Origin of the sequence: Aquabacterium parvum (assembly GCF_001447195.1) — a bacterium.
Lineage (GTDB): Bacteria > Pseudomonadota > Gammaproteobacteria > Burkholderiales > Burkholderiaceae_C > Aquabacterium > Aquabacterium parvum.
Genome location: NZ_LFRI01000046.1, coordinates 1 through 25515, shown reverse-complemented (window position 1 = coordinate 25515; position 25515 = coordinate 1). Strand labels below are relative to the sequence as shown.

At 64.4% G+C, this 25515-nt stretch carries 22 protein-coding genes and 1 pseudogene; 10 read left to right on the top strand and 13 right to left on the bottom strand.

Features of this window, described 5'->3' with window-relative positions; genetic code table 11:
- Nucleotides 1-14: 14 nt before the first annotated feature.
- Genes ABG80_RS01735 through ABG80_RS01725 form a run of 3 tightly spaced genes read left to right on the top strand, consistent with a single transcriptional unit; the run spans nt 15 to nt 2534 of the window.
- Nucleotides 15-812, top strand: coding sequence for a serine aminopeptidase domain-containing protein (locus ABG80_RS01735; RefSeq protein ID WP_058086076.1), 798 nt, complete (start codon nt 15-17; stop codon nt 810-812).
- Nucleotides 809-1648, top strand: coding sequence for an alpha/beta hydrolase (locus tag ABG80_RS01730; protein ID WP_058086075.1), 840 nt, complete (start codon nt 809-811; stop codon nt 1646-1648). The genes ABG80_RS01735 and ABG80_RS01730 overlap by 4 nt, the downstream gene beginning before the upstream one ends.
- 16 nt (nt 1649-1664) lie before the next feature.
- The gene (locus ABG80_RS01725; RefSeq protein WP_058086074.1) at nt 1665-2534 is read left to right on the top strand and encodes a cupin-like domain-containing protein; all 870 of its coding nucleotides are present in this window, start codon (nt 1665-1667) and stop codon (nt 2532-2534) included.
- Nucleotides 2535-2545: 11 nt separating this feature from the next.
- Here ABG80_RS01725 and ABG80_RS21805 read toward each other — a convergent pair whose 3' ends face one another.
- Nucleotides 2546-3646 (bottom strand): SGNH/GDSL hydrolase family protein, encoded by a 1101-nt coding sequence (locus tag ABG80_RS21805; RefSeq protein ID WP_152987406.1) that lies wholly within the window; start codon nt 3644-3646, stop codon nt 2546-2548.
- Between ABG80_RS21805 and ABG80_RS01715 the strand changes: the two genes are divergently transcribed.
- Both ABG80_RS01715 and ABG80_RS01710 read left to right on the top strand, forming a co-directional pair.
- Nucleotides 3633-4547 carry a methyltransferase, TIGR04325 family gene (locus ABG80_RS01715; RefSeq protein WP_160322401.1) on the top strand — a complete coding sequence of 305 codons (915 nt, stop codon included), beginning with the start codon at nt 3633-3635 and terminating at the stop codon, nt 4545-4547. The genes ABG80_RS21805 and ABG80_RS01715 overlap by 14 nt on opposite strands.
- Nucleotides 4547-5242 (top strand): 4'-phosphopantetheinyl transferase family protein, encoded by a 696-nt coding sequence (locus ABG80_RS01710; protein ID WP_058086071.1) that lies wholly within the window; start codon nt 4547-4549, stop codon nt 5240-5242. Before ABG80_RS01715 ends, ABG80_RS01710 begins: the two co-directional genes overlap by 1 nt.
- Before the next feature lie 3 nt (nt 5243-5245).
- On the opposite strand, the gene ABG80_RS01705 is transcribed toward ABG80_RS01710, so the two are convergent.
- Entirely contained in the window at nt 5246-6361 is a 1116-nt protein-coding gene (locus ABG80_RS01705) for an enoyl-CoA hydratase/isomerase family protein (protein ID WP_058086070.1), read from the bottom strand.
- A 115-nt stretch (nt 6362-6476) separates the two neighbouring features.
- Between ABG80_RS01705 and ABG80_RS01700 the strand changes: the two genes are divergently transcribed.
- The gene (locus tag ABG80_RS01700; protein WP_058086069.1) at nt 6477-7469 is read left to right on the top strand and encodes a GGDEF domain-containing response regulator; all 993 of its coding nucleotides are present in this window, start codon (nt 6477-6479) and stop codon (nt 7467-7469) included.
- A gap of 46 nt (nt 7470-7515) precedes the next feature.
- Here ABG80_RS01700 and ABG80_RS01695 read toward each other — a convergent pair whose 3' ends face one another.
- From ABG80_RS01695 to rimP, 7 genes are all read right to left on the bottom strand, one after another.
- Nucleotides 7516-9174, bottom strand: a complete 1659-nt coding sequence (locus ABG80_RS01695; RefSeq protein WP_160322400.1) for a GMC oxidoreductase — start codon at nt 9172-9174, stop codon at nt 7516-7518.
- Between the two features lie 195 nt (nt 9175-9369).
- On the bottom strand, nt 9370-11202 hold the full coding sequence (gene typA / locus ABG80_RS01690; protein WP_058086068.1) for a translational GTPase TypA: 1833 nt from the start codon (nt 11200-11202) through the stop codon (nt 9370-9372).
- Nucleotides 11203-11223: 21 nt separating this feature from the next.
- Nucleotides 11224-12237, bottom strand: a complete 1014-nt coding sequence (truB, locus tag ABG80_RS01685; RefSeq protein WP_058086067.1) for a tRNA pseudouridine(55) synthase TruB — start codon at nt 12235-12237, stop codon at nt 11224-11226.
- Nucleotides 12238-12239: 2 nt separating this feature from the next.
- Nucleotides 12240-12635, bottom strand: coding sequence for a 30S ribosome-binding factor RbfA (gene rbfA, locus ABG80_RS01680; protein ID WP_058086066.1), 396 nt, complete (start codon nt 12633-12635; stop codon nt 12240-12242).
- 92 nt (nt 12636-12727) lie between these two features.
- The gene (gene infB, locus ABG80_RS01675; RefSeq protein WP_058086065.1) at nt 12728-15769 is read right to left on the bottom strand and encodes a translation initiation factor IF-2; all 3042 of its coding nucleotides are present in this window, start codon (nt 15767-15769) and stop codon (nt 12728-12730) included.
- 58 nt (nt 15770-15827) lie between these two features.
- A complete protein-coding gene (gene nusA, locus ABG80_RS01670; protein WP_058086064.1) occupies nt 15828-17303 on the bottom strand; it encodes a transcription termination factor NusA in 1476 nt (491 codons plus the stop codon).
- On the bottom strand, nt 17300-17959 hold the full coding sequence (gene rimP / locus ABG80_RS01665; RefSeq protein WP_058086063.1) for a ribosome maturation factor RimP: 660 nt from the start codon (nt 17957-17959) through the stop codon (nt 17300-17302). The genes nusA and rimP overlap by 4 nt, the downstream gene beginning before the upstream one ends.
- Nucleotides 17960-18351: 392 nt before the next feature.
- On the opposite strand from rimP, the gene fabI reads away from it, so the two are divergent.
- On the top strand, nt 18352-19143 hold the full coding sequence (gene fabI, locus ABG80_RS01660) for an enoyl-ACP reductase FabI (RefSeq protein WP_058086062.1): 792 nt from the start codon (nt 18352-18354) through the stop codon (nt 19141-19143).
- Between the two features lie 126 nt (nt 19144-19269).
- Here the strand turns inward: fabI and ABG80_RS01655 are convergent, their stop codons facing one another.
- Entirely contained in the window at nt 19270-20310 is a 1041-nt protein-coding gene (locus ABG80_RS01655) for a GlxA family transcriptional regulator (RefSeq protein WP_160322399.1), read from the bottom strand.
- Nucleotides 20311-20395: 85 nt separating this feature from the next.
- Between ABG80_RS01655 and ABG80_RS01650 the strand changes: the two genes are divergently transcribed.
- Genes ABG80_RS01650 through ABG80_RS01640 form a run of 3 tightly spaced genes read left to right on the top strand, consistent with a single transcriptional unit; the run spans nt 20396 to nt 22460 of the window.
- A complete protein-coding gene (locus ABG80_RS01650; RefSeq protein ID WP_058086060.1) occupies nt 20396-21334 on the top strand; it encodes a glutathione S-transferase family protein in 939 nt (312 codons plus the stop codon).
- A 9-nt stretch (nt 21335-21343) separates the two neighbouring features.
- Entirely contained in the window at nt 21344-22117 is a 774-nt protein-coding gene (locus ABG80_RS01645; protein WP_058086059.1) for a glutathione S-transferase family protein, read from the top strand.
- A 52-nt stretch (nt 22118-22169) separates the two neighbouring features.
- Nucleotides 22170-22460 (top strand): DUF4404 family protein, encoded by a 291-nt coding sequence (locus ABG80_RS01640; protein ID WP_058086058.1) that lies wholly within the window; start codon nt 22170-22172, stop codon nt 22458-22460.
- An 18-nt stretch (nt 22461-22478) separates the two neighbouring features.
- On the opposite strand, the gene ABG80_RS01635 is transcribed toward ABG80_RS01640, so the two are convergent.
- From ABG80_RS01635 to ABG80_RS01625, 3 genes and pseudogenes are all read right to left on the bottom strand, one after another.
- Nucleotides 22479-24119, bottom strand: coding sequence for an ABC transporter ATP-binding protein (locus ABG80_RS01635; RefSeq protein ID WP_058086057.1), 1641 nt, complete (start codon nt 24117-24119; stop codon nt 22479-22481).
- Nucleotides 24116-25171 carry an ABC transporter permease gene (locus ABG80_RS01630; protein ID WP_058086085.1) on the bottom strand — a complete coding sequence of 352 codons (1056 nt, stop codon included), beginning with the start codon at nt 25169-25171 and terminating at the stop codon, nt 24116-24118. Before ABG80_RS01630 ends, ABG80_RS01635 begins: the two co-directional genes overlap by 4 nt.
- Before the next feature lie 10 nt (nt 25172-25181).
- Nucleotides 25182-25379, bottom strand: a pseudogene (locus ABG80_RS01625) (ABC transporter permease subunit); the annotation flags it as partial.
- Nucleotides 25380-25515 lie beyond the last annotated feature (136 nt).

The window sequence follows — 25515 nt, the reverse complement described above, 5'->3', positions numbered from 1 at the left end:
TTTCCTGCTCTGAGATGACACCATTTTTCTTTGGCCCAGCCGAGCGCAGGCTCTATGGGGTCTACCACCCGCCGGCCCCGGCGAATCGCACCGCTTTGCAAGTGTTGCTGTGCGCCCCCTTCGGACAGGAGGCCGTTCGCACACACCGCCTGCACAGGCTCCTGGCGGAACAGTTGGCGCGCCAAGGATTCCACGTCATGCGCTTCGACTACCACGGCACAGGAGAGTCCTCGGGAGAAGACACCGAAGGCTCGCTGGCGCAGTGGCAAGAAGACATCCTGGCCGCCCAAGAAGAGCTCGGTCGCCGCACACGAGCACGAGAAACCGTGTGGGTTGGCGCCCGCCTTGGAGGCACGTTGGCACTGCTCGCCTCGGCGCGCAGTGCCACGCCCCCCCTGCGCATCGTTTTGTGGGAGCCTGTCCTGGACGGCCCGACATATGTTCAAGAGTTGGCTATCGCCCACGTCAAGCACACGTTTGATCCGTTCATCCATCGACACAAGCCCCAAGCCGAACTGCGTCACGAAGCAATGGGGATCGGCGTGAGCGATGCCTGGCTTGCCGAAATGCGGAGCGTCTCTCTCGAGCGAATCCACCCGTCGTGTCTTCAGGCCTGCTATCACGTGGCAACAGCGCCGACGCCTGCAGCCCAACGCCTGTCAGAGCGTTTGCAAGCGCATGGGGCTGATTGGCGATACCTGCCAACCCAGGCACACATGGACTGGCACACCGAAGAAGCCGGTGGCAGTGCCCTGGCTCCCCCCGAGTTGCTTCGGCTTCTGACCTCCGCCATCAAAGGTGAGGTGGCATGAACGAGCACATCCTCACCTTTGGGCCAGGGTCTCATCTGGTCGGCACGCTCACGCGGCCCACTGGGGCGACCAAAGGCACGACCATCTTGCTGCTCAACGCCGGGGTCATTCATCGCATGGGGCCGCACAGGATCAACGTCAAGCTGGCTCGACGTCTGGCAGAGGACGGATTCACCGTCCTGCGCCTTGACCTGTCCGGGCAGGGCGACAGCGATGCTCCGGATGGCTCCCTGCCCTTCGAGCAGCAGGCAGTGAAGGATCTGCAAGAGGCCATGAACCACCTGCAACGCCTGACCCACACGGACTCCTTCGCTCTGGCTGGCATCTGCTCCGGAGCGCATCACGGCATTGCCGCGGCCCTTGATGACGATCGTCTCAAGGCACTTTGGATGATGGACCCTCATGCTTACCCCAGCGCCAAGACAAAGTGGGTGCGCGCGCGCAAACAACTTCAACTGGACTTTGCTGGCACCTTGGCACGTTGGGTCACCAAGGCCTGGCAGATCATCCGCATGCGCATCGACACCCGGGCGCCGCCCGATGGGGAACCGCCCATGCTGATCGACAACCCGTACCCCACCCCACCCAAATCCGAGTTTGCGGGCTGGATTCAAACCTTGCTTGACAAGGGGGTTCGGCTGCAAGTGGTGTATTCCGGCGGCATGTTCTGGCAATACAACCACCCCTCACAGTGGCGAGAAACGTTCAGCGCTTTTGGCAGGGTCGCTCACGTTCCGTGCGAACTGCTGCCCGATGTTGACCACACCGCCTCGACCCTGCACGCCCAACGACGGCTGATGGACTCTGTCCTGAAGTTTGTCGCTCATCTCCCCTGACCCACCAGCCACCCAAATGAGCACCTGTTTTGCCACCGATCTCAACAGCGAACTGCTGGACAAACAGCCGTTCAAGTTTCATCACAACCTGATGGGGCACCCCGCACTCTCTCTGGAGAACCTCTCCAGGGTCCTGCCAACTTTGCCAGAGCAGCAGGTCATGTACTCCAAGGGCCTGCAGGATGTCGGAGCCGATTTCGAGTCAACCTTCCGGAAAAAGCCAAAGGACCGGTCGCTGGAAGAGACCATCGAGTCCATTCGCACTTCAGACTCGTACATCATGGTGCGCTCACCGGAAGCAGATCCGTCGTTCGCAGACCTGTATCGAGACCTGTGCGGGGAGGTCTCGGCGCTGATGAAAAAACGCGGCGTTGGTGATTTGCCGGTGGGTGCACAGCTGTACCTGTTCATTGCCTCACCAAACAGCATCACCCCGTTTCACATCGACCGCTATTCCACGTTCCTGATGCAGTTCCGCGGCAGCAAAGCCGTCACGGTGGCCAAGCCCTGGGACGATCGGGTGGTGTCCCAAGCGAACCGCGAGGCTTATGTCATCCGCCAGAACACGAAGCTACCCTGGACACCCCAGGTTGACCAGATGTCTACCGTCTTCGAGTTCAGCCCCGGCGAGGCGCTGCACATTCCGTTCGTGGCGGGGCACCACGTGCGCAACGGTCCGGAAGATGTGTCCATATCCATGTCGATCATCTTCAACACCGATGAGAGCATTCGCTGGCGCGATGCCCTGTCATTCAACCATGTGCTGCGCAAAAATCTGCGCCGTGTGGGCTTGCAGCCTTCCAAGGTCGGTCAATCGGCGTGGCGGGATTCACTGAAGTCGAACATGTGGCACGGTTACCTCAAGATGCGCGGTTTTGGCGACTGAGGTCGGCGCTCTCAACGCATGCCCAGTTGTCCATCCGCATCCACGAAGTTCACCAGCTCGTCGGTGCTCAAGCCGGGAACGTTCAAACCGAAGCGTTCATTGATCAGCTCGACCATCGACTGAGCCCACAGTGCGTTCCAGACCGTCCCGGCATGGCCGTCTTGCAAGGTGGCGTGCCGAGGATCGTCTCCCCCGGTGTTGCTGACTTCGAAGCGGCTCCCGAAACGAACCCGGCGATAGTCGGCCATGCCAGTTGCCTCGCGAGAGCCCCAGCGGGCAGCAAACCAGGCCTGATCATCGAAGAATGCCATGCGAGGATCCTGAGCGACCAGGGCACGCAGCCCCTGGTCGAATCGCGCAAGGCCCAGTCGAATGGCCGCCAAGGCCTCTGGCGACTGCCAGAGGTGATGAAATTTCTCCCACTCGGCATTGTTGAAGATGCCCACCAGCACGATTCGCAGTTCCGGTTGAGTCTGCCGAAGCCTTTTCACGGCTCTGGCGATGTGCGACAGGCACGAGTCGATCAAGGCCACCACATCCGGATCGGACGGGTTGCGGGACAAGGCATCCAGCGCGGCCTGCTTGCCAAAATCATTCGTTCCGATGCGAATCACCACCACCCCCTGTTGCCAACGCACTGGGGCGCGAGCCATCAGCGTTAACAGGCGTTGGGTCTGGTCTTGGGGGGGGGCATTGAGGTTTGAGCACACTGCACCCGAGTACGCCTGATTGAACAAATGATCCTGCTTCGCGGGAAACCGTCCATCCTGACCCAACGCGTCGCGCAACATCGACAGGCGCCGGAAGCGGGTTCCCCACGTGCCCCAAGGCCCAGGATCAAGCTGCGTTGATCTCAGGTTAGCCAACACCTCGGTCCATTGCCACGTGCGTTGGCGCAATTGCCCGCCTCTTGCACCAGGCCAGCGGGCAAATGTCAATTCATCGTGGTACGCATGGCTGTCGGAATCACCCAGAACCCCGAATGGCACGGCAGAGTCGTCAGAGGACCTGCCGTGCAGCGACTGCTGCATCCGCTGATCCGGCGCAAACACGAGCCACAACACGCCAAAGATGAGCACCCCGCACAGCGCCAGCCAAATGAACTTCTTCATGATGTCGTCGCACGTTGTCCAAGACGCTGCCGCAACCTCCCCTGGCGCGGTTCGGTGTATCTTATCCGCCAAACAAAGACCTGCTTTGCCCAGCCTGACTCCCATGCAACTGGCCACCATCAAACGACTGCCGCTCATCCGCACCTGGTTGCATCGACGTGCGATCGGAAAGTACCTGTCGCCACGCGGCCGTGGTTTCCACTGCGGGCACTTTCAGACCTTTGCGCAGGCACGCGCCTGGCTGCCCCCATCTGCAGAGTTCAGCCACGAGAAGTTCACCGAGGAGTACGTCAACGAACGGTGCCACCGCATCTGGTCTTTTGACTACCCCGTGCTTTTCTGGCTGCGAGGAGCATTCGAGACAGGATCCACCTCGCTGCTGGACATAGGCGGCTCGATCGGCAACCAGTACTACGCCTACCAGCGCTATCTGGCGTACCCGCCCGCACTGCAATGGCGAGTCCAGGAGCTGAGCGCCTTCATCGAGCAAGGGCGAGACATTGCCCAACAGCGTGGAGCCACTGCGCTGTCCTTCTCAGACGACTGGCCTGACCCATGGTTGTCATGCGACATCTGGATGGCCGCAGGCGTCCTGGAGTTCATGGAGGATGTTGATCTTTTCTCGCTTCTCTCGCGTGCGCCCCGCAAACCTCGCCACATCCTGATCAACAAGCTACCGCTGACCGAAGCCCCGGCCTTCGTGTCCAGTCAGAACATCGGCTTCGGCTCCTACGTACCGCACCATGTGTTCAATCGCCAGGCCTTTGTCAGCGGCATCGAGCAGCATGGTTATGAACTCGTTGACCAGTGGGAGGTCCCCGATCGAAAATTCCTTTCCTTGGGTTTCGATGAGGACGAGTTCGACACATACAGTGGCCTGTACTTCCGGCTGAAGCCGTGATGTGGGACGTGTCCAGCGCCCGACAGAGTTGGGTTTGCGTGACCCCCTTCAGCGGTGCGCAGGTGTGGCTCATCACCCTGCCAGATGCGGAGCAATCGGTCAGCCGGGACACGCTGGCCTGCCTGAGCGAAGCAGAGCATCAACGCGCACTGCGCTTCACCCGGCGCCATGACGCCTGCCGTTACCAAGCGGCCCATGCTGCCTTGAACGTTTTGCTGGCGGAGCGGTTGCACCGTGAGCCGGCGGCGTTGGCGATGCAAGCCAGCGCCCATGGCAAGCCCGAACTGATTCCCCCCTCACTTCGTTTCAATCTCTCGCACAGCGCTGGCTGGGCGCTCGTGGCAATGCACCCCGACCTGCCCCTGGGAGTGGACATCGAAGTTCACCAACCGTCACGAGACAACGAATCGCTCGGCAGCGCCATCTTGACTCCGAGCGAATGGCAAGCCTGGGCCCGCCTGGCCCCTTCCCAACGTGACGCGGCCCTGTTCAATGCCTGGACTCGCAAGGAAGCTTGCCTCAAGGCATTGGGAACGGGGCTGCTGACCCCGCCTGACCAGGTGCCAGTGAGCGTGTCCCCACAGGCTGACAAAGGAGATTGGCGCCCGCCCCTTGGGCCGCAGGTGAATTGGACCGACCTGATCCTCCCTGTTCATCAGGCGCACTCGGCCAGCTTGGCCTGGATCAAAGCCTGAAGGTCACAGGTCTTTGAGTGGATGGGCGTGCAAGGGCCACACCTGCTCGAAAAACGCCTCGACCTGCGCGGCGTCCAGGTCCGAAATCTTGGCCGGCCGCCACTTCGGAGCGTGGTCCTTGTCGACCACCAGGGCGCGCACGCCTTCGACCGTTTCGCTCTCGGCACCCTTGCGCAACTGGAAACAGTGCCGCACCAGCGTGCGCTCCATGCGGAACACCTCGGCCAGTGGCATGCTGCGCCCTCGCCGCACCTGCTCCAGCGTGACGGCCATCATCAGTGGCGAGTGACCGGCCATCTGCTGCAGCGTGGCTTGGGCCCACTCGCTGCCATCGGCCTGCAACGACGCCACGATGTCCTGCAGGCTGGGCAGGCTGAAATGCCGCTGGATGGCATCGAAATGGACCGTCACCGTGGCCTCTGGCAGGTGCTCAAGGGGGTGCAGGTCCAGGTGGGCCCGCAGCCGGGCCACGATCGCCTCACCGCTGTCGCCTGGTGTTTGACGCAGGTCGGCCAGGAAGGCGGGCAGGCAGCCGCCCTGGGCTGCCACGTCGGCCAGGCCCAGGGTGAGCGCATCGGTCACGTGCAGGTGGGGGCCGACCACACCCAGGTACTCGCCGATGGCCCCGGCGCATCGAGGCAGGAAGTAGCCGCCCCCGACGTCGGGGAACAGGCCGATGCGCGTCTCGGGCATGGCCATGCGCAGCGTCTCGGTGGCCACGCGCAACTTGCAGCCCTGCGCCAGGCCCATGCCACCGCCCATGGTCACGCCCTGCAGCCAGGCGATCGTGGGCTTGGGGAACACATGGATGAAGTGGTCCAGCGCGTACTCCTCGCTGAAGAAATCCTCCACCGCCGGGTCGCCTGCCAGGGCCGCATCGTGCATGAAGCGGATGTCGCCGCCGGCACAAAAATGCGTCACCGGCTGCTTGCCATCGCTGGCCTCGCGGGTTGCGCCTCGCAGCAGCACAGCCAGCACAGCGGGGTCATCGGCCCATCCGCGCAGGACGGTGCTGAGCTCACGCACCATCTCCAGGTTGAGCGCGTTGAGCGCGCGGGGGCGGTTCAGTGTGATGACACCCAGGCCACCCACGACTTCGGTTGCAACAGGACAGGACATGGACAACAAGGAACGAAGACCAGAGCCGGACAATGTATTACAGCCAGGCGCGCAGCTGCCGATAAGCCTCTCAAGAGGCCCGTGACATCACGGCCACCGCCGGCATTGCAAACCCATGAGCATCCCTGCCCTCAACATCCTGCTGGTCGAAGACCAGACCGCTGTGCGAAAGGCCCTGGGCTTTCAGCTGCAGCGGCAAGGCCATCGCGTGATCGAAGCAGCAGACGGGCAACAGGCCCTGGCGCTGTTTCGCTCCGAGAGGCCCGACCTGGTTCTGATGGACGTGGTGCTGCCAGGCGAGGACGGCTACTGGGCGGCGCAACAAATCCGCTTGCTCGAGGGCAGCGACTGGACCCCCATCATCTTCCTGTCCAGCCGGGACAGCGAGCTCGACCTGCAAAAAGGCATCGAAGCGGGCGGCGATGACTACCTGTTCAAACCGGCCTCGCCGGTGGTGCTGGCCGCCAAGTTGCATGCGCTGACCCGCCTGCAACGCATGCGCAGGCAGCTGATCGACACATCCGAAGCGCTGCGTCAGGCCAACGAGCGCCTCTCGCACCTGTCGCTGCTCGACGAACTCACACAAATCGGCAACCGACGCAGCTTCGACGAGCGACTGCACCAAAGCGTGAAGGCTTGCGCCCGAGAGCAGCAACCCCTGAGCCTGTTCCTGTGCGACGTCGATCACTTCAAGGCCTACAACGATCACCACGGGCACTTGCAGGGTGACGCGTGCCTCAAGGAGATCGGGCAGGTGCTGCGCGGCGTGTGCCAACGACCGCAGGATCACGCCGCCCGCTATGGCGGAGAGGAGTTCGCGCTCATCTTGCCGAACACGCCCCGCTCGGGTGCCATGACCTTCGCACGGGCGCTGCAGAACATGCTGGCGCGCCGAAGCCTGAACCACCCCGGATCTCCCTTCGGGTGTGTGACCTTGTCAGGCGGCATCACCACCCTCGTGCCAGACGCCACCACCAACGCACAGCAGCTGGTCATGAGGGCAGACCAGGCCCTCTACAACGCCAAGGCCAAAGGACGCAACTGCTACTTCAGCTTCGAGATGCAGATGGACACCCACGAGCAGTTGCAATCCATCCTCAGTCACTGAGGGTGTTGTCCGCTCGCGGGTGCCGTCGCGTGGTGCTCGGTGATCGTCACATCGATGCGATGATGCGTTCGATGTTGCGCTCGGCAAACGCCGTGACCGAGAGTGCCGGGTTGGCCACCAGCGAGTCAGGGAACAAGGCCGAGTCCATCACATACAGGCCCGGGTAACCCTTGACCTCACCCACGTCGTTCGTGGCCAGACCAATGGGGCAACCGCCCAGCGGGTGGTAGGTGGCGTTGTCGCCCACCGTCTTGCCGCCGAACCAGCTCTTGTTGTAGGTGGCGCCGTTGGCCTTGTTGATCTTGTCGTAGACCGTGCGCGCGCTCGTCACCGGCTCGTTCTTGGCCGTGTCCGACCAGTTCAGCACCGCCTGCTGCTTGGCCGCGTCGTAGCTGAAGCGCCCCAGTTCCGGCGTCTGCGTCATCGTGATGTGCGCGGTGCTGAAGGTGTCGATGCCCAGCGGGATCGCGATGTTCATGGAGTACACCTGCTGCCCCTTGTGGTCGAAGGCATCCAAGCCCGTGGTCGGCAGCACCGAGGTCTTGGTGCCGGTCGGCGTGTAGACGTTGCGCACCATGAAGATCTCGCCATTGGAGCTCCAGCGCGTGCCCACGTGCTCGTTGAGGTTGGGCAGCGTGCCGGTGGCGCGCGCCTTGACCAGCAGGTTGGTCGTGCCCATGGAGCCGCTGCCCAGGAACAGGCGGTCGCAGCTGATGGTGCGCGTGGCCAGCACCGTGCCCTTGACGTCGATCTGCTTAGTGCTGACCAGGTAGCGGCCGTCGGCGGCGCGGCCGATCGAGGTCACCTCGGTCAACGGCTGGATGCGCACCAGGCCCGTGCCCAATGCTTCTGCAATGTAGGTTTTGTCCAGGCTCATCTTGCCGTGGTTGTTGCCGAAGCCGCCTTCGGCCCCCAGCGCTGACTTGGGCACCGTGCCGGCTTCTTCCTGCTCCATGTAGGCCATGTCGTAGCCCGAGTCGAGCGTGCGCCACTGGAAGCCCGCCTTGGCGGCCTGAGCGCAAGCCACGCGCGCATAGCGGTGGTAGGCGCTGGCCTGGTAGTACGCGGGTCGGATCTTGTTGCCCTTGAGGCCCGACAGCGCTCGCGGGTAGTAGACGTTGTAGAGCTCGTTGATGTCGATGCCCGAGGGCAGGATGCGCTGCAGCGTCTCGCGGTAAGGCGTGATCAGCATGGCCAGGTTGACCAGCGAACCACCGCCCACGCCACGGCCCAGGTAGACGTCCATGTTGGGCGACGACACCACGTCGAGGATGCCCGCGGCCACCGGCACCTTCAGCAGGCTGCTGACCGGGATGACACCGCCAATGGTCGAAAACACCGCCGTGATGCGGTCCTTGAACCACATGGCGCGCTCGTCGGGCGAGAAGGGCTTGCAGAATATCTTGCCGTCCGAGCCAGGCGTGTTCCACAGCCGCCCCATTTCCAGCACCGTGACGCGCTGGCCCTTTTGCGCCAGGCGCAGAGCCGTCACGGCACCACCGTAGCCAGAACCCACAACGAGGTTGGGCACGTGCTCTTCGGCTTGTGCGGCATAGGCCTCTTCGGTCATCAAGCCCGCGAGTGCCGCGGCCGAGGTGATGCCACCGGTGACGGCGCGCATGGGCAGGCCCACGCTCCCCAGGCCCAACTGGGCCCCAACTGCCAGGACGCTTTGCCCCCACTGGCGACGATTCAGCTTGTTCATGATGTGCTTGCGCTCCGTGTTTTGGAAGTACAGGCATCGTAGGAACCGTGGCTGAGGCGCGCATTCACCGATGCGGCCAGTGATATCCATCACGCGGCCAGATGTGGGAAAGCCCTGATCCCGCCTTGCACGGCGGCATCAGGGCTTCCATCATCTACCCGTTCGGGGTAGGTGCCCGATCAGGCGATCAGGCGATCAGGCGTTGGCTTCGCGCGAAGCACGCTTGCGATCGTGTTCCTTCAGGAAGCGCTTGCGCACGCGGATGCTCTTGGGCGTGATCTCGACCAGCTCGTCGTCGTCGATGAAGTCCACGCCGTATTCCAGCGTCAGGTCGATCGGCGGCGTGATCTTGACGGCGTCTTCCTTGCCCGAGACACGGAAGTTGGTCAGCTGCTTGGTGCGCGTGGCGTTGACCACCAGGTCGTTGTCGCGGCTGTGGATGCCGACGATCATGCCTTCGTACACCGGGTCGTTCGGCTTGACGAACATGCGGCCGCGGTCGTCCAGCTTGCCCAGGGCGTAGGTGAAGATTTCACCGTCGTCCATGGAGATCAGCACGCCGTTCTTGCGACCGCCGATTTCGCCCTTGTGCGCTTCGTAGCCGTCGAAGATCGACGAGATCAGGCCCGAACCGCGGGTCAGGTTCATGAACTCGTTGCTGAAACCGATCAGGCCACGGGCGGGGATGCGGTACTCCAGGCGCACGCGGCCATGGCCGTCCGGCTCCATGTTGATCATCTCGCCCTTGCGCAGGCCCAGGGCCTGCATCACGCCACCCTGGTGGATTTCTTCCACGTCGGCGGTGACCAGTTCCATCGGCTCGGACTTCACGCCGTCGATGTCCTTGAACATCACGCGGGGCTTGGAGACAGCCAGCTCGTAGCCTTCGCGGCGCATGTTTTCCAGCAGGATGGTCAGGTGCAGTTCACCACGGCCGCAGACCTCGAAGATGCCGTCTTCGTCGGTTTCCTTCACGCGCAGGGCCACGTTGTGCTGCAGCTCTTTTTGCAGGCGGTCCCAGATCTGGCGCGAGGTCACGAACTTGCCTTCGCGACCAGCCAGCGGCGAGGTGTTCACGCAGAAGTTCATGGTCAGGGTGGGCTCGTCCACCTTGAGCATGGGCAGCGGCGCGGGGTTGGCCGGGTCGGTCACGGTCACGCCGATGCCGATGTCCTCGATGCCGTTGATCAGCACGATGTTGCCGGGGCCGGCTTCGGTGACCTGCACGCGGTCCAGGCCCTGGAAGGTCAGCACCTGGTTGATGCGGCCATTGACGGTCTTGCCGCCGGGGCCTTCCATCACGACCACGTTCTGGCCGGGCTTGGCCGTGCCCTGGCTGATGCGGCCCACGCCGATGCGGCCCACGAAGGTAGAGAAGTCCAGCGCGGAGATCTGCAACTGCAGCGGCGCGGTCGGGTCACCCTTTTGCGCCGGCACGTGCTTGAGGATGGTGTTGAACAGGGCCGACATGTCGGGGCCCCATTGCGCGCCGGGTTCGCCCTCTTCCAGCGAGGTCCAGCCGTTGATGCCCGAGGCGTACACCACGGGGAAGTCGAGCTGCTCGTCGGTGGCGCCCAGCTTGTCGAACAAATCAAAGGCGGCGTTGATGACAGCGTCGGGCTTGGCACCGGGCTTGTCCACCTTGTTGACCACGACGATGGGGCGCAGGCCCAGGGCCAGTGCCTTCTTGGTCACGAAGCGCGTTTGCGGCATCGGGCCTTCTTGCGCGTCGATCAGCAGCACCACGCCGTCGACCATGGACAGCGCGCGCTCGACCTCACCACCGAAGTCCGCGTGGCCCGGGGTGTCGACGATGTTGATGTGCGTGCCTTCCCAGCTCACGGCGCAGTTCTTGGCCAGGATGGTGATGCCGCGTTCGCGTTCGATGGCGTTGTTGTCCATCACGGTGTCGACGACCTTTTCATGGTCGGCGAAGGTGCCGGACTGGCGCAGCAGTTGGTCCACCATGGTCGTCTTGCCATGGTCCACGTGGGCGATGATCGCGATGTTGCGGATTTGAGTGCTCATGGGAATCTCTCAGGTCTGAAATCAGTGAGTGGCCAGCGCGACTGGCTCGGTTGCTTGCTGGCTCACCAGGCCCTGCACCTCGAGGGGGCTGAGCAGGCGGGTGGGGATGAGTTCGCCGGACTGCACGTGGGCGCTGCCCAGCAGCACACGGCCTTCAGAGGCGGTGGCGCCAGGCATGGGCCCGTAGACGCGCACCAAATCGGCATCGGGCAGCGTCACCTTGCGGCGCAAGCCGGTGAGGAAACGCGCCGCTTCGTCTTGCGACAAGACCACCTCGGAGCAATCGGCGAGCAGGACGTCGGGCGCCATCAGGTGTTCGTCGCGCTCGGCCTCGGTCATGGCCTGCAAGGCTTCGAGCGTGACCGCACCTTGCAGGCTGACGCCGCCGCTGCCGGTTCGGCGCAGGCCGATGAGGTGGGCGCCACAACCCAGGTGCTCGCCGATGTCCTCGGCCAGCGTGCGGATGTAGGTGCCCTTGCTGCAACGCACGTCGATGGTCACCACCGCACCTTGCACCGACAGGATGTCAATGGCGTGAAGGGTGACGCGGCGCGGCGCGCGCTCGATCTCGACGCCTTCGCGGGCGTATTCGTACAGGGCCTTGCCCTGGTGTTTGAGCGCCGAGTGCATGGGCGGGACCTGGTCGATCGTGCCCAGGAAAGCATCGCAGGCCTGGCGCAGGCGCTGGGCATCCAGCATGGCAGCTGTCACCTCGCGGGTGCCAGTGACTTCGCCTTCGGCATCGGCCGTGCTGGTGCGCACGCCCAGCTGAAGCGTGGCGGTGTAGCGCTTGTCAGCGTCCAGGGACACTTGCGAGAACTTGGTGGCCGCGCCAAAACACAGCGGCAGCAGGCCGGTGGCCAACGGGTCGAGCGTGCCGGTGTGACCGGCCTTCTCGGCTCGCAACAAGCGCTTGACCTTCTGCAATGCGTCGTTGCTCGACAGGCCCAGGGGCTTGTCCAGCAGGATGACGCCATGCAGCGCCCGGCGCGGTTGACGCGGCGGGCGGGTCAGCTGTTGCGATGCCGTGGCCATGTTCACGCGCCCTGTCCCTCCGTGCCCGGCTCGTCGGCGTCCTTGGCCTTGTCGGCAACGGCGCGGTTGATCAGGGCGTTGAGCTCGGCCGCGCGCTCGGTGGTGCGGTCGAAGTGGAAATGCAGCGTCGGCACGGTGTGGATCTGCAGGCGCTTGAACAGGCCGTTGCGCAGGAAGCCGGCGGCCTCGTTCAGGCCTTCTTCGGACGCGGTCGGGTCACCCACCAGCAGCGAGAAGCGGATCTTGGCGTGAGCGTAGTCCGGCGTCACCTCGACGTTGCTGATCGTGACCATGCCGATGCGCGGGTCTTTGAGGTCGCGGATGAGCTCGGCCAGGTCACGCTGGATCTGGTCGGCCACTCGCAAGCCGCGATTGGGGGTGGAACGTTTGTGGCGCATGGTGCTTGACTCTTTCCTGGTGCCCGCCCTCCAAGCACAAACCCCGCCTGGGTTTCAGGCGGGGTTGATCGGGGGAGCGGTCGCTGCGTTTTTTACAGCGTGCGAGCCACTTCCTTGATTTCGAAGAACTCGAGCACGTCACCTTCCTTGATGTCGTTGTAGCCCTTGATGTTGAGACCACACTCGAAGCCTTCGCGCACTTCCTTGACGTCGTCCTTGAAGCGCTTGAGGCCTTCGAGCTCGCCGGTGTAGATGACCACGTTCTCGCGCAGCAGGCGCAGCTTGGCGCTGCGGCGGACCACACCGCTGGTGACCATGGAGCCACCGATGGTGCCGATCTTCGAGGCGATGAACACCTGACGGATCTCGGCGGTACCGATGACTTCCTCGCGCTGCTCAGGAGCCAGCATGCCGCCCATTGCCGCCTTCACATCGTCCACGGCGTCGTAGATGATGTTGTAGTAGCGGATGTCGATGCCGTTGTGGTCGGCCACCTTGCGGGCGTTGGCGTCCGCGCGGGTGTTGAAGCCGATCAGCACGGCCTTCGAGGCGATCGCCAGGTTGACGTCCGACTCGGAGATGCCACCCACGGCAGCGTGAACGATCTGAACACGCACTTCTTCGGTCGACAGCTTGAGCAGCGAAGAAGCCAGCGCTTCCTGCGAGCCTTGCACGTCGGCCTTGATGATGATCGGCAGCGTCTGGACGTCGCCGCCCTGACCCATTTGCTCGAACATGTTTTCCAGCTTGGCGGCCTGTTGCTTGGCCAGCTTGACGTCACGGTACTTGCCTTGACGGAAGGTGGCGATTTCACGGGCGCGGCGCTCGTCCGACAGCACCATGAACTCGTCACCGGCCGAGGGCACCTCGGTCAGGCCCTGGATTTCCACGGGGATGGAAGGACCGGCTTCGGTGGTCGGCTTGCCATCTTCGTCCAGCATGGCGCGAACACGGCCATACGAAGCACCGGCCAGCACGACGTCGCCGCGCTTGAGCGTGCCGGACTGCACCAGCACGGTGGCCACAGGGCCGCGGCCCTTGTCCAGGCGCGCTTCGATCACCAGGCCCTTGGCCATGGCTTCCTTGGCGGCCGTCAGCTCCAGCACTTCGGCTTGCAGCAGGACGTTTTCCAGCAGCTCGTCGATGCCTTGGCCGGTCTTGGCCGACACCGGGCAGAACGGGGCGTCGCCGCCGTAAGCTTCAGGCACGACCTGTTCGGCAACCAGCTCCTGGGTCACGCGCTCGATGTTGTTGCCCGGCTTGTCGATCTTGTTGATCGCGACCACGATGGGCACGCCAGCGGCCTTCGCGTGGTGGATGGCTTCCTTGGTCTGGGGCATGACGCCGTCGTCTGCGGCCACCACCAGGATGACGATGTCGGTGGCCTTCGCACCGCGGGCACGCATGGCCGTGAAGGCCTCGTGACCCGGGGTATCCAGGAAGGTGATCATGCCGCGCGGGGTGTCCACGTGGTAGGCACCGATGTGCTGCGTGATGCCGCCCGCTTCGCCCGCGGCGACGCGAGACGTGCGGATGTAGTCCAGCAGCGAGGTCTTGCCGTGGTCGACGTGACCCATGACGGTGACCACCGGCGCACGGGGGAAGAGCTCGGCCGTTTGTTCGGCGTGTTCTTCTTCCAGGAAGGCATCGGGGTCGTCCAGCTTGGCGGCGAGCGCCTTGTGGCCCATCTCTTCCACCACGATCATGGCGGTTTCCTGGTCCAGCTGCTGGTTGATGGTGACCATCTGGCCCAGCTTCATCATCTGCTTGATGACTTCGGAGGCCTTGACGGACATCTTGTGGGCGAGGTCGGCCACCGAGATGGTCTCGGGCACGTGCACCTCGATGACCTGCGGCTCACTCGGCGGCACGAAGTTCGACTGGTTGTCGCCACCACGGTCACCACCACGGCGACCACCGCGACCACCCGGGGCCTTCCAGCTGTTGCGGGCATTGGCGCCAGCATCAGAGCGGCCTTTACCGGCCGGTGCCCCGCGTTTCTTGTCGTCGTTGGCCCAGCTGGAAGACAGCTTCTCGGACTTGACCGACTTCTTGTCACCAGGCTTGGCCGCCGTGTTGCCCGGTGCAGCGGTGGCACCCGGGGCGCCCTTGGGCTTGTGGATCGTGCCCTTGATGCCAGCCGCGTCTGCAGGCTTGGCTTCTTCGGGCTTCTTGGCGGTCAGCACCTTCTTGGGCGCGTTCATCATCGCGCGGATGGCTGCAGCCTCGGCTTCGGCAGCCTTGCGGCGCGCGGCCAGGTCAGCGGCCTTCTGCTTTTCTTCGGCTTCGATGTCGGCGGCCTTGACCACGCGAACGGCCGGGGCCTTGGGGGCTTCGGCAACGGGCGCCGGTGGAGCCACGGGCGCGACCTCGGCAACAGGTGCCGGGGCTTGCTCGACCGGCGCAGCTTCGGGGGCGGATTTGTCTGCAGCGGCTTTGAGAACGCCACCACGCGCGCCACGCTGAGCGGCGGCGGTCAAGGCGGCAGCTTCGGCACGGCCAGCGGCCTGAGCAGCGGCACGGCGCGCAGCAGCGGCTTCCTTCTCGGCGCTGTCATCGACTGCGGGAGCGCTGGCGCCACCCTCGGCAACCACCGCTGCTGCAGCTTGCGCGGCCTGCTCGCGGGCGGCGGCTTCAGCGGCCTCACGGACGGCGGCAGCTGCTGCGGCGGCTTCGCGCTCCTGGCGCTCTTGCTCTTCGCGCTGACGGCGAGCTTCGGCCAGGGCCTCTTCCTGCTGACGCAGCTCTTCGGCCTGGGCTCGCGCTTCTTCTTCGCGGCGAGCCAGTTCGGCTTCGGCCTGCGCGGCTTCGTTGGACTCTTCCACGCCGGACTCATCGCGCTTGACGAAGACGCGCTTCTTCTTGACCTCGACCTGGATGGTGCGGGCCTTGCCAGATGCGTCTGCCTGCTTGATTTCGGTGGTCGACTTGCGCGTCAGGGTGATCTTCTTGCGATCGCCGCCGGCGGTGCCGTGGGCGGTGCGCAGGTGATCGAGCAGACGCTCCTTGTCGACCTCCGTCAGCACGTCTTCAGGCGCTGCCTTGGGCACGCCTGCAGACTGGAGCTGCTCCAGCAGTGTCGCAGCCGGGCGATTGAGCTCCGCGGCGAATTGTGCGACGGTGGTCACGGCCATTGTTTAGATCCTTGCGATGAGCTTGCTTGAGTGAGAGTAGGCGGTGGTCGGGCTTCGATCAGGCGAACCAGTGTTCGCGGGCCTTGATGATGAGCGCGCGAGCCTGATCATCGGACACACCGGTGATCTCGGTCAGCTCGTCCACAGCGAGGTCGGCCAGGTCGTCACGGGTGTGGATGCCAGCTTCCGAGAGCTTGTTGATCAGCTCCGGCGTCAGGCCTTCCAGCCCCTTGAGGCTTTCCGACAGGGCTTCGACTTCTTCTTCCTTGGCGATTTCCATGGTCAGCAGCGCGTCCTTGGCACGGTTGCGCAGCTCGTTGACCGTGTCTTCGTCGAAGGCATCGATTTCCAGCATTTCCTGCAGCGGCACATAGGCCACTTCTTCCAGGCTGGAGAAACCTTCGGCGATCAGGATGTCGGCGACTTCCGCGTCCACGTCGAGCTTGTCGACGAAGATCTTGCGGATGGAGTCGGATTCGACCGCCTGTTTCTGGGCCGATTCCTCGGCCGACATGATGTTGATCTTCCAGCCAGTCAGCTCGGACGCCAGGCGCACGTTCTGACCACCGCGGCCGATGGCGATGGCGAGGTTTTCCTCGTCCACGACCACGTCCATGGCGTGCTTTTCTTCATCAACAAAAATCGATTGCACGTTGGCCGGGGCCAGCGCACCGATGACGAACTGAGCCGGGTCTTCGGACCACAGCACGATGTCGACGCGCTCGCCGGCCAGCTCGTTGGTGACGGCGGTCACGCGCGAACCGCGCACGCCCACGCAAGTGCCGATCGGGTCCACGCGCTTGTCGTGCGAGAGCACGGCGATCTTGGCGCGCGAGCCGGAATCGCGGGCGCAGCTCTTGATCTCCAGCAGGCCTTGCTCGATCTCGGGCACTTCCTGGCGGAACAGCTCGATCATGAAGTCGGGCGCGGAGCGCGAGAGCATGATCTGCGGGCCACGGGCCAGCGAATCGATGCCCAGCATGTAGGCGCGAACGCGGTCGCCGGAGCGCAGGTTTTCCTTCGGGATCATCTCGGTGCGCTTCAGTCGCCCTTCGACGCGACCCGACTCGACGATGATGTCGCCCTTGTCCAGGCGCTTGACGGTGCCCACGAAGATCTTCTCGCCACGCGAGAGGAAGTCGTTGAGCAGTTGCTCGCGCTCGGCGTCGCGGATCTTTTGCAGGATGACCTGCTTGGCGGCCTGCGCACCGATGCGCCCGATGGGCACGGATTCGATGGACTCTTCGATGTAGTCACCGACTTCGATGTCGGCGATGCGGTCGATGGCGTCAGAGAGGATTTCTTCGGCTTCCGGGTTCTGCAGGCCGGCCTCGTCGGGCACGACGAGCCAGCGGCGGAAGGTCTCGTACTCGCCGCTCTCGCGGTCGATGGCGACGCGGATGTCGACTTCGCCCTGGTAGAGCTTCTTGGTGGCGGAGGCCAGGGCGGATTCGACCGCACCGAACACCACGTCACGGTCCACGCTCTTCTCACGGGAGATGGCGTCCACCAGCATCAGCAATTCACGATTCATTTCTTCTGACCTCCGAGTTCTTGCGCCTCTTCGACGGCAACTTCACTCGCCGGGGTTGCCTCCCGACGCACACGACCCTTGAAACTCACTTCAGGCACCAGTCTGGCCTCGCGAATTTCATCGAGTGTGAAACCCAATATTTCATCCACCTGTTGCGGCACGGGTTCACCCCGGGCCGCGAGTTCCTTGGCCAGCTTCTTGGCCGCCGTCTTGGACAACGGCTTGTCGCCATCGGCCGAATTGAGCAGCAGCCCCCAAGCCTGGCCTGCGGCAACGGCGGCCTCGTCCCCGTCGGGCGAGGCGCACAGCACGCCGGTGTAATGTTTGCGCCCCTGGAACGGGGCCTTGAGCGCGATGGTGATGCGCTCACCCTGGAATCGGGCGAAGTGCGCCGGTGTCTTCAGGGGGCGATCCACGCCAGGAGAAGAAACCTCCAGGCGCGCGTAATCGGCATCGACCGTTTCCAGCGCGTACTGCAGCTGGCGAGTCACTTTTTCGCAGTCGTCCACGGTGACGAGGTCACCGGGCAGGTCGTAGGCCTGCTCGGGCAGCCGGTCGATGTACACGCGCAGCAAACCCTGCGAACTGCGTTCACAGTCCACGAGCTCGTAACCGAGACCGGTCACGGTGGTTTCAACGACATTGAGCCAACTCATCCTGATGGGTGCGATCGACGAAAAACGGTCAAGCAAAAAAAAAGGGCTGGAATGATCCGCCCTCACACTGCACGGAAAGCCGCCAGGCAGGCATGTGAACAACACACGCAGCCAGCAACGCCCGCCACATTCACGAAGCGAACCGCCAGGTCAACTCACTTCGTTTTACCCAAGCAAAACGGGCACCCCTGAAAACCATGTCGGGCACCCTGCAGGGCAAAAACCGTGAATCAGCCTGAGCAGCCAATCCCGCATTTTACCCCGATGAAACGCCCCACATCAAGAGCACCCCATGAAATTCATCGATGAAGCCACTGCGCACCGCCCCAAGCCGCCCTGCTGCGCAACGTGTCAGAATGCGCGCCTGGTTTGACCCCTCGAATGGAGACTCCATGGGATTCCTCGCTGGCAAGCGCCTGTTGATCACCGGCCTGCTGTCCAACCGTTCCATCGCCTACGGCATCGCCCAGGCCTGCCACCGCGAAGGCGCCGAGCTGGCTTTCAGCTACGTGGGCGAGCGCTTCAAGGACCGGATCACCGAGTTCGCCAAGGAATTCAACTCCGAGCTGATTTTCGACTGCGATGTCGGCAGCGACGAGCAGATCGCCCAGATGTTCGCCGACCTGGCCAAGGTGTGGCCGACGTTCGACGGCTTCGTGCACTCCATCGGGTTCGCTCCGCGCGAAGCCATCGCTGGTGACTTCCTGGATGGCCTTTCGCGCGAGGGTTTCCGCATCGCGCACGACATCTCGGCCTACAGCTTCCCGGCCATGGCCAAGGCGGCCCTGCCTTATCTGAACCCGAAATCGGCCTTGCTGACGCTGTCCTACCTGGGCGCTGAGCGCATCGTGCCGGCTTACAACACCATGGGCCTGGCCAAGGCTTCGCTCGAGGCCTCCGTGCGCTACACCGCCGCCAGCCTGGGCCCCAAGGGCATCCGCGCCAACGGCATCTCGGCAGGCCCCATCAAGACCCTGGCAGCCTCGGGCATCAAGGGCTTCAGCAAGATCCTGAGCGTGGTCGAGCAGAACGCCCCGCTGCGCCGCAACGTCACCATCGAAGACGTGGGCAACGTCGCCGCCTTCATGCTGTCCGACCTGGCGGGCGGCGTGACGGCCGAGATCACCTACGTGGATGGCGGTTTCAGCCACGTCATGGGTGGCCTGGGCGACCTGGCCGAGTGACACATCAGCCTGCCACCCGTTGGTGGCGATCGATCCAAGGGGCCTGACGGGCCCCTTTTTTTTGTTGGCGCGGCCAGCACCCCAGTTCGAGACCGCGCAAGCGACAAGTGACCAAGGCGCGACAGGTCAAGCCTGCAGGGGCTCGATGGCGTGCCGCTGACGCCAGGCGGCTGGCGTCAGGCCTGTCATCCGTTTGAACAGGCGGCCAAAGGCCACCCTGTCCGAATAGCCCACGGCCTCGGCCACATCGGCCACAGGCAAACGCCCGCTTTCCAGCAGGGCCTGGGCACGGGCCAACCTCAATGCCTGCTGGTACTGGATGGGCGTCAAGCCGGTCGCCGCCAGGAAACGCCGCTGCAAGGTGCGCACGCTCACATGGATGGCTGCAGCCAGCTCCGCCAGAGACAAGGGCTTGGCGCAATCGGTTTCGATGCGGTCCTGCAGGCGGCGGATGTCGGCATCGGCATGGCGGCGCCAACCCGGCGCAGGCACGTAAAGCGACTGCGGCCCCCGGTCCAGCTCGGTGACCAGCATGCGCGCCAGTGCCCGAGCGGTTTCGCGGTCACTCAAGGCCTGCACGGCGCGCAAGCAGGCGTCCACACCGGCGAGCGACCCTCCTGAGCAAATCCAACCCTCGGCATCGGACTGCACGAGGTTCAGGCTGGCGTGCACCCGCACATCCGGGTGGCGCGCCTGCAGGTCGTCGGCCAGCATCCAATGGGTCGTTGCCACGTGGCCGTCGAGCCGTCCGGTGGCTGCCAGCAGGAACACCCCGGAGCACAGCGTTGCCACCCTCACGCTGGCCGGCAGGCCTCTCAAAGCGGCGATGACTGCGGGATGGCTGGCGGCTGCAGCGGGCCCTTCGGTCCACAAAGAAGGGATCACGACCAGATCGGCCCCACTCAGGCGATCGGGGCCGCCCTCGACCGCCAGCAGACCATCGGGGTGAGCAACGGGCTCGCCGTCCTCGCTGACGCGGATCAACTCGAAGCGGTGCGCACCGGGCAGCTGGTTGGCCATGCGAAAGACATCGAGAACCAGCCCCACGCTGCCCAGGCTGTGCTGTGGGCAGATCACCACGGCAACCCGGTGAACCTGCCTGGGGCGGCGCGCTGCAGGCGACGGAAGCGGCGCCTGAGGTGGATGAGGTGGGCGCGATTTGTCCATATCGGCATCAAAGATGTCTTTAGCGACCATATCACGTGCAGACGCCCCTCGCGAGAATCAGCAAACCGTTCTGCCCTGTTCGCCCATGCACACCCCCATCCTCCACCACTACAACGAATCCCCCTACGCCGAAAAGGCGCGACTGATGCTGGGCCACAAAGGCCTGACCTGGCGCTCGGTCAAGGTGCCCCGCGTCGCGCCCAAGCCCGACCTGGTGGCGCTGACGGGCGGCTACCGCAAGGTGCCGGTGCTGCAGGTCGGTGCAGACATCTACTGCGACACCCGGCTGATCGCCGAGGTGCTCGACACCATGCAACCCGAACCCAGCCTGCGCGCCCGCGCAGGGCATTTCGATGAGATCGTGGCGAACTGGGTGGACACGCTGCTATTTGGGCGCGCGGTGGGCTATACCTTTGGCGCGCTGGCCGACCTGCTGCCCGACGCCTTGCTCGAAGACCGCGCGGCATTGCGAGGCGCCCCGCTTGAGCGCGAGGCCCTCAAACGCGCCCTGCCCCTGGCCACCCAAGAGTTGCACAGCCACATCGCCTGGCTGGACACCGCCTTGCGCGGCAACAGCCCCTTCGTCAACGGCGAGATGCCCGGCAACGGCGACTTCACGCTCTACGCCACCCTCTGGTTCCTGGCCAACGGCCGCTTCGACTTCAGCCGCCACCCCGCCGTTCAGGCGTGGATGACACGCATGATTGGCATCGGCCATGGTCACCGAGAGGACATCAGCGCAAAGGAAGCCCTGGTGGAAGCGGCTGCCGCCCTGCCGGCGCCCCTGCCGGACACCGCCGGGGAGCAAGGCAGCGCCGACGCCACGGGCCTGATCCTGGGCCAGGTCGTGCAGGTGACGCCCGAGCAACTCGGGCACGGCACGAGCGTCACGGGCGAACTCGTCAGCCTGCTGCCACAGCGCCTGACCCTGCGCCTGCACAGTGAGCGCTGCGGCGAGTTGCACGTTCACTTTCCGCGAACCGGCTACCGCCTCAAAGCGGCTCAGGGCACGCCAGCGGCTTGAGAGAACAAAATGCCCACACACGCCCCCCTGACCCTCTACACCTTCGCGATGTCGCACTACAGCGAAAAGATCCGCTGGACGCTCGACGCCTGTGACATCCCCTACCGCGAGGTCTGCCTGAGCCCGGCCTTTCACATGCTCCCCGCGCTGCGCATGGGCGGGCACGGACAGACCACGCTGCCGATCATCCAAGGAGACGGCTTTTCGGTCCAGGACAGCCCGCGCATCCTCACCTGGCTGCAATCGAACCGCGGACCTTTGGCGGTGATGCCGCTGTCCATCGACACCGACACCCGGGCGGTCGAGCAGCGCTTCAATGCCATCGGCAAGGACGTGGCACGCTACCTGTACGCGGGCAGCTTCGGCGTGGCCGATGAGCACATCGTCAAGCTGTGGACCGACCACGCCAATGCGCTGCAAGCAGGCGTGATTCGCGCCTCCTACCCGCTCATGCGCTGGGTCTTCAAGCAAAAGCTGCAGATCAAACCCAAGCGGGTGGAGCTGGCGCGCCAGCGCATCCGCGAGGCGCTGGACTGGCTCGATGCACAACTGGCCGATGGGCGCCGCTTCCTGGTCGGGGACACGTTCACGGTGGCAGACATCACCGCAGCTTCGTTGCTGGCGCCGCTGGCCTGCCCGGCTCAGCACCCGGTCTATGGCGAGCCCGCCTACCGGGAGGGCATGCGTGCCGCTGTGCAGGAGTGGCAAGACAGGCCCGGCATCGCCTGGGTGCGTGAGCTTTATGACACGCAGCGCGGCGCGATGAAGGGCGGCGTGTTCTGAGCTTGCATCCCCCGCGCGAAACGGCAGAATGGGTCTCAAAGGAGACCCGATCATGAACCGCGAGGAACTGACTGCACTGCTGCAGAAGCTGCACACCGAGCTGGCGGCGCGCCCCCAGGTTGACGCATCGACGCGCCAGGCCCTGCAGACCCTGGACACCGACATCCAGCGCGTGCTGGCCCAGGCGGGCGAGCAGGCCGCCAACGACCCGCAAAGCACCGCAGATCAGGACGACATCAACGCCCTGGCGCAAACGCTGGAGGCCAAGCTCGAGACGGACCACCCGGTGCTCATCGGCACCTTGCGCGACCTGATGGACCGCCTGGGCAAAATGGGCATCTGAGCGCCAGGGCAGCTGGCCTCAACCCAAGCTGGCCGACACCAGCTTCTGGGTGTAGGGGTGGCGAGGGTGCTTGAGCACCTCCTCCACTGTGCCGCGCTCGACCACCTCGCCCGACTTCATGACGATGAGTTCGTGCGCCATCGCCGCGACCACGTCCACGTCGTGGGTGATCAGCAGGTAGCTGAGACCTCGCTCGCGCTGCAGGCGTTGCAGCAAAGCCAGCACCTGCTTTTGAATCGTCACATCGAGCGCGCTGGTGGGCTCATCGAGCACCAGCACCTGGGGCTCGACGACCAGGGCACGGGCCAGCGCCACGCGTTGGCGTTGCCCACCCGAAAACTCATGCGGGTAGCGAGACAAAAGACCAGGGAACTGGGCCTGTGTCAACCCGACATCCGCCAGCGTCTGCTCGACCTGTTGGCGGCGCTGAGCCGGCGTCATGTCCGGGCGGTGGATGCCCAGGCCCTCGCCGACCAGCTCTTCGATCGTCATGCGCGGCGACAGGGACGAGAACGGGTCCTGGAACACCACCTGGACAGCCCGGCGCAAAGGCCGGTCCTTCAGGGCATGGTGCTGCCAAGTCAGGCCCTTGACCCACAGCTGCCCCTCGCTGGGCTGCAGCCCGAGCGCGGCCTGAGCCAGCGTCGACTTGCCTGAGCCCGACTCGCCGATGACACCCAGCGTGCGGCCAGGCGGCAGGGTGAAATCAACGGCCTTGACCGCATCGAAATGCCCCCGGCTGAACCAGCCCTTGATGCCTGGCTTGGGCACGGGATAGCGCACCCACACCCCTTGCCCCTGCATGAGCGGCGCTGCGTCATCGCTGGGCGGCAAAGGCTGCGGGTCGCGCACAGGCTGGCTGTCAAGCAGCTTGCGGGTGTAGGCGTGTTGCGGGTTGGCGAAAACGTCGGCCACCGGGCCGCATTCCACCAGCACGCCCTGCTCCATCACGGCCACCCGGTCGGCAAAGCGGCGCACCAGGTGCAGGTCGTGCGTGATCATCAGCACGGCCATGCCATGGGTGCGCTGCAACCCATCCAGCAGGTCGAGGACCTGGCCACGCAAGGTCACGTCCAGCGCGGTGGTGGGCTCGTCGGCCAGCAGCAGCTTGGGCTGGCAAGCCAGGGCCATCGCGATCATGGCGCGCTGGCGCTGCCCGCCCGAGAGCTGATGCGGAAAGCTCTGCGCCCGCCGCTCAGGCTCGGGGATGCCGGTCTGCGCCAGCAACTCGATGGCACGCTGCCAGGCCTTCGCCTTGCTCAGCGCCTGGTGCAGCTCGATGACTTCGGCGATCTGGTCGCCGATGGTGAACAGCGGGTTGAGCGCCGTCATCGGCTCCTGGAAGATCACGGCGATGTCGCGGCCGCGCACGCCGCGCAACTCGCGCTCGCTCAGCTGCAGCAGGTCGCGACGCTCACCTTTCTGTCCTTGATCGCTCAGGCCATTGAACCAGGCCTGGCCTGAAACACGCGCCTGCGGCACCAGCTTGAGCAGGCTCATCGCGGTGATGGACTTGCCCGAACCCGACTCGCCGACCAGGGCGAGCTTTTCGCCCGCAGCGATCTGCAGGCTCACGCCCTTGACCACGGCCTTGTCGCCAAAAGAAACGTGCAGATCCTGGAGGTCGAGCAGCGGCGTGCCCGAGGTGTGGCGACTCATTGGGCGTGCTCCTTGCGCGGATCGAGCGCGTCACGCAAGGCGTCGCCCATGAAGGTCAGCAGCAGCAGGCTCAACACCAGCACACCGAACGTCGACAACGAAATCCACCATGCATCGAGGTTGTTCTTGCCCTGCTGCAGCATCTCGCCCAGGCTGGGGGTGTCCAGCGGCACGCCCAGCCCCAGGAAGTCCAGCGAGGTCAACGCCAGGATGGCGGCGCTCATGCGAAACGGCAGGAAGGTGACCACGGGTGTCAAGCTGTTGGGCAGGATGTGACGGCGGATGATCTGCCAGTTGGTCAGCCCCAGTGCACGCGCCGAGCGCACGTGATCGAGCTGCCGGTTGCGCAAGAACTCCGCGCGCACGTAATCGGACAGACCGATCCAGCCGAAGAGGCTGAGCAGCAGGATCAGCAAGCCCACACTGGGCGAGAGGACGGCCGAAAAGATGATGAGCAGGTAGAGCTCGGGCATGGAGCCCCAGATCTCGATGAAGCGCTGAAGAAACAAGTCGGTGCGCCCGCCATAAAAGCCCTGGATGGCGCCCATCAGCACCCCGACCACCACGCCGATGAGGGTCAACGCCAAGCCGAACAAAACCGACACCCGAAAGCCATAGATCAGGCGCGCCAGCACATCGCGCCCTCGGTCATCCGTGCCCAGCCAGTTGTCGGCCGATGGCGCCGATGGGTTGGGTGACTTGGCGAAGTAGTTGATGGTTCGGTGGTGCGACGGGTTGATGGGGTAGATGGCGAAATTGCCTGGCTTGTCGAACTGGGCTTGGATGAACGGATCCAGGTAGTCGGTGGCGGTTTCAAAGTCACCGCCGAAGGTGGTCTCGGGCACGTCCTGAACGATGGGCACGTACCACTTGCCCTCGTAGCGCGCCAGCAGCGGCTTGTCGTTCGATACCAGTTCGGCCCCCAGGCTGATGAGCACCAGAACAGAAAACAGGATCAGGCTCCAGAACCCCAGGCGGTGCTGCTTGAAGCGCAGCCAGGCGCGACGGCTTGGCGAGATCGATGTGGTGGACGGGATGGTGAGTTCGCTCATGCGGGTGGCCTCAGGCATCCAGCTTCACGCGCGGGTCCACCCACACGTAGCAGAGGTCGGAGATCAGCTTGGTGACCAGGCCGATCAGGGTGAAGAGGTAAAGGGTGCCCAGCACCACCGGGTAGTCGCGCCGCATGACCGACTCGTAACCCAGCAGCCCCAGGCCATCGAGCGAGAACAGCGTCTCGATCAGCAACGAGCCCGTGAAGGGGTCGCCTCAGAAAACGGAAAATAAAGCACGCTAAGCCGGTTGCAGCGGTCGTAGCGGCCTGAACTTGCCCGCGCCGATCTTGGCGCTGCTGCGCCAGAGGTAATCGCCGGTGAGGTTGATGTGCTCCCAACCG